A 3,619-nucleotide genomic window follows, 5' to 3' on the forward strand; every position below is an offset into this window, starting at 1 on the left:
CCGCGGGGCGCGGGCCTCACCCACGGGCGCACCCGCGCACCCGCGCACCCGCGCACTCACAGGCTCACCGGTAGGCGGCCTGCCCGGTGAGCGCCTGGCCGACCACCAGTGTGTGGATCTCGCTGGTGCCCTCGTAGGTCAGCACCGACTCCAGGTTGCCGGCGTGCCGGATCGGCGAGTACTCCAGCGAGATGCCGTTGGCCCCGAGGACCGTCCGGCACTCGCGGGCGGTGCTCATGGGAGGTCCTCGGGGTCCTTGTCGTGCGGGTGCTTGTCGTGTGCGGGGAGGCCGTGCGCGGGCGGGTCGTACGGGGCGTCCAGCCAAGCCGTGAGTTCGGTGGTGTGTTCGCCGAGCCGGGGCGGGGGCAGGTGGTAGCGCGGCGGGGTGCGGGAGAGGCCGATCGGGTTGGCGACCAGGTCCAGCGGCCGGCCGTCCCGACCGGGCAGCGGCGCCCGGGGCCGCAGGCCGAGCGAGTCGGCGAGGTCGAAGGCCTCGGCCAGGTCGTTGACCGGGCCGCAGGGCACGCCGAGCGGGGTGAGCACCGCGAACCACTCGGCGGCGGTGCGGCGTTCGAGCCGGGCGGTGAGCGCGCGGGCCAGCGCGTCCACGTGCGCGACCCGGTCGGAGTTGGTGGCGAAGCGCGGGTCGGTGGCCAGCCCGGGGGCGCCCACGCCTCGGCAGAGCGCGGCGAACTGCCGGTCGTTGCCGACCGCGAGGACCAGCGGGCGGTCGGCCGCGGTGAACACCTCGTACGGCGCGATGGACGGGTGGCGGTTGCCGAGGATGCCCGGTACGGCGCCGGCCAGGGTGTAGCCGGCGGACTGGTTGACCAGGCCGGAGAGCAGCGTGGAGAGCAGGTTCAGCTCCACCAGCTGGCCCCGGCCGGTGGTCTCGCGCTCGCGCAGCGCGGCCAGCACGCCGACCGCCGCGTGCAGCCCGGTCAGCACGTCCACCAGCGCGGCGCCCGCCTTCACCGGCTCGCCGGGCGCCGGACCGGTCACCGACATCAGCCCGCCGACGGCCTGCACCAGCAGGTCGTAGCCGGGCAGTTCGGCGCCCCGGCCGGAGCCGAAGCCGGTGATCGAGCAGTAGACCAGCCGCGGGTTGAGGTCCTGGGCGCTCTCCGGGCCGAGCCCGTGGCGGGCCATCGTGCCGGGGCGGAAGTTCTCCACCAGGACGTCGGCCCGGCGGACGAGTTCGACGGCGCGGGCGTGGTCGGCCGGGTCGCGCAGGTCGAGGGTGAGGGAGCGCTTGTTGCGGTTGACGGAGAGGAAGTAGGTGGCCTCGCCCTGGGCGCGCGGAGGGCCCCAGGCGCGGGTGTCGTCGCCGGTGCCGGGCTGCTCGACCTTGATCACGTCGGCGCCGAGGTCGGCCAGCAGCATGGTCAGGTAGGGCGCGGCGAGGACCCGGCCGAAGTCGGCGACCAGGACGCCGTCGAGGGGGAGGCTCATGCGTCCGCTCCCCGCCCGGTCGCGTCGCCGGAGGGCGCGTCGCCGCGCAGGTGCGGGCGGGCCAGCAGCAGGTAGAGCCCGCCGGCCGCGAGCACGACCACCGCCGAGAGCAGCACCAGGTAGTTGTCGTACCAGGCGGCGTCCGGGGTGCGGCCCCAGCAGATGTTGACGATGGCGGCGACGCCGTAGAGCAGCGCGCCGATGTTCACCGCCAGACCCCAGCGGCCGAGCCGGAAGTCCCCGCTCGGGCGCCAGCCGCGCAGCCGGGCCCGCAGGGCGGCCAGCACCACCATCTGGAAGGCCAGGTAGATGCCGATGCTGGAGAAGGAGATGATCTTCGTGAGCGCTCCCTCGGAGAGTGCCGAGGCACCCACGATGATCACGCCGGGCAGCACCGCGGCGAGCAGCAGCGCGTACGGCGGCACCCGCAGTCGGTCCGAGACGGTGGCCAGCAGCCTGCTGCCGACGATCATCCGGTCCCGGGCGAAGGAGTACGCGAGCCGACTGGCCGCGGCCTGGAGGCTCAGCACGCAGGACAGGAAGGAGATCAGCACCACGCCGATCACCACCCGGGCGCCGGCCGCGCCGAAGGCGTCGTGCAGCACCTTGGCCACCGGGTCGTTGTCGTCGCCGGAGACCACCGCGCCGATGTCCCGGATCGACATCACCAGCGCCAGGCTGACGCCGATCGCGGCCGCGCCGCCGACGTAGATGGTGCGCCGCATCGACTTGGGGATCTGCCGACCGGGGTCGGGCACCTCCTCGGCGACGTCGCCGCAGGCCTCGAAGCCGAAGAACAGGAAGACCGCGATCAGCCCGGCGGCCAGGAAGGCGTCGGTGTAGCTGCCGTCGCCGCCCGCGCCGAAGCGGTCGAAGACCACGCCGAGGCCGTGGTAGCGGTGCGTCAGCAGCAGCCAGGCGCCGACCGCGAGGGCGCCGAGCAACTCGGCGGCGAAGCCGAACACCGCCGCCGCCGACAGCACCCGGGTGCCGCCGAGGTTGATCACGGTGGCGAGGGCCAGCAGGCCGAGCGCGCACCAGACGGTGGTCGCGGTGCTCGGCTCGACGCCCAGCAGGACGGCCACGTACGGGCCGGCGCCGTAGGAGACCGCCGCGATGGTGGACATCAGGGCCAGCAGGTAGACCCAGCCGGTCAGCCATCCCCAGGTGCGGCCCCAGAGCCGCCGGGCCCACGGGTACACCCCGCCGGCCACCGGGAACTGGGCGACCACCTCGCTGAACACCAGGGCCACCAGCAGCTGGCCGAGGCCCGCGATCAGGAAGCTCCAGAGCATCGGCGGCCCGGCGGTCCGCAGGGAGGTGGCGAAGAGGGTGTACACGCCGACGACCGGGGAGAGATAGGTGAAGCCGAGCGAGAAGTTCGCCCACAGGCTCATGTCGCGCTTGAACTCGGAGGTGTAGCCGAGGGCGGCCAGCCGTTCGGCGTCCGGGTCGGGGGAGCGGAGGGTGGCACGTGCACGGGCATCGGTCATGACCAGCTCCTGGGAACGTGTCGTGATGCGTGGGGAGCGCTACGGGGGTTGACGCTCGGGCCGAGGTTGCGGGAAAACATACGAGATTGAGTTTCTAGCGGCAAGGGTGCGCGCTCGACCGGAGGTACTCTGCGGGAGGCATCCGGCCGGACGGAGATCCGGCGACGGCGACCGGGGAGGGGCGGTATGACGGCCATCGGCAGTGCGGCCCCGCTGCTCAGCGCCGTGCTCGCACCGCTGGCCGACCTCGGGCGCGCCGACGCGGTGGCCCGCCGGATCACCGAGGCGATCGCCCTCGGACTGGTCGCCGACGGGGACCAGCTGCCCAGCGAGAACGACCTCGCCGAACAGCTCGGCGTCGCCAACGGCACCGTCCGCGAGGCGCTCGCGCTGCTCCGCGAGGCCGGACTGATCGAGACCCGGCGCGGCCGCAACGGCGGCAGCTTCGTCCGCACCCCCGCCGAGGGCTCGGAACGCCTCCAGCTCGCCCGGCTGGGCGACCTCGCCACCGTGGACCTGCGCGACCTCGGCGACGAGGAGCTCGCGGTCTTCGGCACCGCCGCCCGGCTGGCCGCCGAACGCGCCCCCGCCGACCTCGGGCCCCGGCTCACCCGGCTGGTGCACGACCTGCGCGACGCCACCGGGCCGGCCGAGCGGCGCCGCGCCGACGCCCG

3 protein-coding genes and 1 pseudogene are annotated in these 3,619 nt (G+C 74.4%); 1 reads left to right on the forward strand and 3 read right to left on the reverse strand.

Translation table 11 applies throughout. The features are described 5' to 3' along the window. Positions 1 to 64 precede the first annotated feature (64 nt). The 3 genes and pseudogenes from ACFRMQ_RS39265 to ACFRMQ_RS39275 form a co-directional block, all read right to left on the reverse strand. Positions 65 to 238 (reverse strand): annotated as a pseudogene (locus ACFRMQ_RS39265) (acyl-CoA dehydrogenase family protein); the annotation flags it as partial. Beyond that, complete coding sequence (locus ACFRMQ_RS39270) at positions 235 to 1,452, reverse strand: CaiB/BaiF CoA transferase family protein (RefSeq protein ID WP_380735685.1); 1,218 nt, start codon at positions 1,450 to 1,452, stop codon at positions 235 to 237. The pseudogene ACFRMQ_RS39265 and the gene ACFRMQ_RS39270, both read right to left, overlap by 4 nt. Beyond that, entirely contained in the window at positions 1,449 to 2,945 is a 1,497-nt protein-coding gene (locus ACFRMQ_RS39275; protein ID WP_380735687.1) for an APC family permease, read from the reverse strand. Before ACFRMQ_RS39275 ends, ACFRMQ_RS39270 begins: the two co-directional genes overlap by 4 nt. A gap of 186 nt (positions 2,946 to 3,131) precedes the next feature. Between ACFRMQ_RS39275 and ACFRMQ_RS39280 the strand changes: the two genes are divergently transcribed. After that, a partial coding sequence (locus ACFRMQ_RS39280; RefSeq protein WP_380735688.1) for a FadR/GntR family transcriptional regulator occupies positions 3,132 to 3,619 on the forward strand: 488 nt, incomplete at its 3' end.

Source organism: Kitasatospora sp. NPDC056783 (assembly GCF_042789895.1).
Classification (GTDB): domain Bacteria; phylum Actinomycetota; class Actinomycetes; order Streptomycetales; family Streptomycetaceae; genus Kitasatospora.

What these genes read in the sequence shown, in the direction of transcription:
- ACFRMQ_RS39270 (WP_380735685.1), bottom strand. Translation starts at nt 1,452, where the DNA reads ATGAGCCTCCCCCTCGACGGCGTCCTGGTCGCCGACTTCGGCCGGGTC.
- ACFRMQ_RS39275 (WP_380735687.1), bottom strand. Translation starts at nt 2,945, where the DNA reads ATGACCGATGCCCGTGCACGTGCCACCCTCCGCTCCCCCGACCCGGAC.